Below are 3,635 nucleotides of genomic sequence, written 5' to 3' on the forward strand. Positions count from 1 at the left end.
TGTTGTAAAGTAGGGCTGCTATCCACGACTGAACAAGTGGTATTAACTCTTGTTATGTCACTGATGAAAATAATCTTAAAATCTAAAGTCAAAGCGGATTTGCAATTTGTTATCAATCACTTTGATGAGGACCTCTTTAAATATTTATTGCCTCCAGCTGCGCACTTAATTGAGTTTGGAGGATCTAAAACTGGTGATACTGTGCATTTGCATCTTCCACTTGCTGGGGAGTGGATCAGTGAGATAACTGAACATGGTTCTAAGTCCAACCTTTACTATTTTATTGATGAAGGAAAGGTGCTTCCATTTCCTTTAAAGAAATGGAGACATAAGCATATTCTTAAAGGCCAAGGAGAACATACAATTATTGAAGATCATATGTCTTTTTCAACGGGTTTAATAGCATTTGATTTGATGTTTTACCCAGTACTGGTTCTTTCTTTTCTACCAAGACTATGGCAATACAAAAATTATTTTAAAAATATTTCTGTTAGTCGTTTGTGACTTTGGTACTGAGCTCTTCAGCTACTTGAATGGCAGAAATTACAGCGCCTTCCATATATCCTGAATTAAAACGAGATGTTTCTGCACCAGCAAAATACAGTTTGTCATTCATCTGCGGCTGTACGAGCATACTGTGACCATTATTTTGGTGCGCTTGTAGTCCCTGATTGGACAGCGTGCAATTGGTAAATTTTTCATTATTCCAGAGCATATCATCATAGCTGATGTAGCTGCCTGCCTCTGGGCCAAATAGTCTTTTCAAATCTTCGATAACCTGAACTTCTCTTTCTTTTGCATTCAGACTTAAACTTTCTGGTTTTAAGAATCCGAGCAGCCCAAAACCGTCATCAGCATAATTGGCATGATCCTGAACCTCTCTTACTATTCCAATATGGCTCAAAGCAAGACCTGCCAGACCAGCTTCTCTCCAAAATGGGGTTGAATATTCTACAGTAAATTTTATTGATTCTCCCATCCATGTATGAGTATTGGCCCTTACCTCTTTTGCCATTGGACTGAGTTCTGGTTGAAAACAGATGGACTCATTTAATAATCTGGGCGGAAGAGTGATCACCACGTTTCTTGATTGAAAAACATCACCATCCTTGGTGGTCAACATTATCAAGTCGTTTAACTCTTCTACATGGGTTATGGACGTATTTAACTTTATATTTTCCTCACCTATATGATCAGCCAATTTGGTAATAATTTGTTGCGTGCCGCCCTCTATTTTGTAGTAGGGGATTCCGCCAGTCATTTGCTTCGAGTCAAACTTTTCAGACGCTTGCCCTTTTTGTATTTCATAAATCCCCAATCCTGTTTGATATTGTTCAAAAAGTCTAATATTTAGCTCTGCAAGGAGCTTTTTTAGATGATGGTCATTGTTAAATACCCAAGTAGCCCCAAGTTCTATGGCAACTTTTTGACCTGCAACTGTTTTTATTCTGCCGCCAAGACGATTATTAGCTTCCAATAACAATGGAGAAAAACCTTTTTGTTTAAGTAGGAAAGCTATTGTAAGCCCTGATAATCCTCCCCCAATAATTATGATATCGTTTTTCATTTGGTGATTAACAATAGATTAAAGATTTTGATTTTAGCAAGGGGATAAAGACAAAATACAAAACTTCTTCTATTGCATTTCATCCAATCTCCAACTAGTATGGAATGGATTTATGATTAAAAGCAGATCAACCTGAGTAATATATTGCCTTTTTCTCTCAATGTCCCGTTGCCCCTCCAGCACCTCTAGGAAAACGGATATTCTCAACTATCTCCTGAACATCAGCTGGTGGCGCAGGGAAAAACCTTGAAAGAGAGAAGGAAACTGCAAAATTAACCATCATCGCTATGCTACCGAATCCTTCAGGCGAGATGCCAAACCACCAATCTTCCTGACTGCCACCACCAAAGAAGCCTAGCTTAAACTTCATCATATAGAAAAGCATCAGCAGCATGCCTATGACCATCCCTGCAATAGCACCCTCTTTGTTCATTCTTTTATCAAAAATGCCTAGTATAATAGCAGGAAAGAATGATGCAGCAGCAAGGCCGAAAGCCAATGCCACCACAGCAGCAACAAAACCAGGCGGATTAATACCAAAATAACCCGCAATGACCACTGCAATGACAGAACCCAACCTCGCCCAGACCAGCTCGCCTTTTTCTGAGATATCGGGTTTTATCTGTTTTTTAATCAGGTCGTGAGAGATGCTTGCGGATATTACCAGAAGCAGTCCTGCAGCAGTGGATAGCGCAGCTGCCAATCCCCCCGCAGCTACCAAGGCAATAACCCAGTTCGGTAGATTAGCGATCTCAGGATTAGCCAGTACCATAATATCTCGATCAATGGTCAGCTCATTGGTCTCCGTATCGCCCACATATTGAATTTTGCCATCAGCATTTTTATCTTCAAAGGCGATAAGGCCAGTTTTTTCCCAGTTGGTAAACCATTCGGGTACCGAGTCATAATCCTGATTGGATACAGTCTGTATCAGGTTAGTTCTTGCAAATACAGCTATTGCAGGAGCAGTAGTGTATAAAATGGCTATCAACAAAAGGGCCCAGCCTGCTGATATTCTGGCATCCTTAACTTTCGCCACTGTAAAAAACCTTACGATTACGTGAGGCAAACCTGCCGTACCCACCATCAATGCGAGGGTAATACAAAATACATCGATCATAGATTTAGAACCTTCTGTATATGCTGCAAAGCCTAATTCTTTATGAAGCCCATCGAGCTTGTCAAGCAGGTAGGTGCCATCTGAAACAGTACCGCCAAACCCTAATTGAGGAATAACATTGCCAGTGAGCTGAAAGGAGATGAAGAATGCAGGCACCATAAAGGCAAATATTAGAATGCAGTATTGAGCCACTTGTGTATATGTCACGCCTTTCATTCCACCTAAAGTGGCATAAAACAATACGATAATCATACCGATATAAACGCCAGTTTCTACATCGACTTCTAGAAAGCGTGCAAACACAACTCCTACTCCGCGCATTTGCCCGGCTACATAAGTAAACGATACAATAATAGCGCAAATAACGGCCACTGTTCTGGCGATATTTGAATAGTATCTATCACCGATAAAATCGGGAACGGTGAATTTTCCGAATTTTCTGAGATATGGTGCGAGTAATAATGCGAGCAATACATAACCTCCTGTCCACCCCATGAGGTAAACAGCTCCGTCATAGCCCATAAACGAGATAAGGCCGGCCATAGAGATGAATGATGCAGCTGACATCCAGTCTGCTGCTGTGGCCATACCGTTGGCAAGTGGAGAAATTCCACCGCCAGCTACATAAAAATCACTCGTAGTACTTGCTGTAGACCAAATGGCTATGCCTATGTAAATGGCAAAAGTGATTCCTACAATAATATAAGTCCAGGTTTGAATATCCATCTTTTAGCTATTTTTCGTCAAGGTCATATTTCTTGTCTAGCTTGTTCATAAGCCTTACATAGATAAAAATGAGTATAACAAAAACATAGATGGAGCCTTGTTGGGCAAACCAGAAACCAAGCTTAAACCCTCCAATTCTTAGATTATTGAGCTGTTCAACAAAGAGGATACCTGCTCCATAAGAAACAGCAAACCAAATGGATAATAGTATAAGTAGATAAC

At 40.4% G+C, this 3,635-nt stretch carries 4 protein-coding genes; 1 reads left to right on the plus strand and 3 read right to left on the minus strand.

Annotation, left to right across the window (positions count from 1 at the left end):
• A partial coding sequence (locus E1140_RS01245) for an SRPBCC family protein (protein ID WP_221412603.1) occupies positions 1-504 on the plus strand: 504 nt, incomplete at its 5' end.
• Here the strand turns inward: E1140_RS01245 and E1140_RS01250 are convergent.
• The 3 genes from E1140_RS01250 to E1140_RS01260 form a co-directional block, all read right to left on the minus strand.
• Positions 491-1,567, minus strand: a complete 1,077-nt coding sequence (locus E1140_RS01250) for a flavin monoamine oxidase family protein (RefSeq protein WP_155178218.1) — start codon at positions 1,565-1,567, stop codon at positions 491-493. The genes E1140_RS01245 and E1140_RS01250 overlap by 14 nt on opposite strands.
• Before the next feature lie 157 nt (positions 1,568-1,724).
• Positions 1,725-3,413: a sodium:solute symporter family protein gene (locus E1140_RS01255; protein WP_155178220.1), complete on the minus strand. Its 1,689-nt coding sequence runs from the start codon at positions 3,411-3,413 to the stop codon at positions 1,725-1,727.
• Between the two features lie 7 nt (positions 3,414-3,420).
• A partial coding sequence (locus E1140_RS01260) for a DUF4212 domain-containing protein (RefSeq protein ID WP_155178222.1) occupies positions 3,421-3,635 on the minus strand: 215 nt, incomplete at its 5' end.

The sequence above is a fragment of the Fulvivirga lutimaris genome, assembly GCF_009711525.1.
GTDB lineage: Bacteria > Bacteroidota > Bacteroidia > Cytophagales > Cyclobacteriaceae > Fulvivirga > Fulvivirga lutimaris.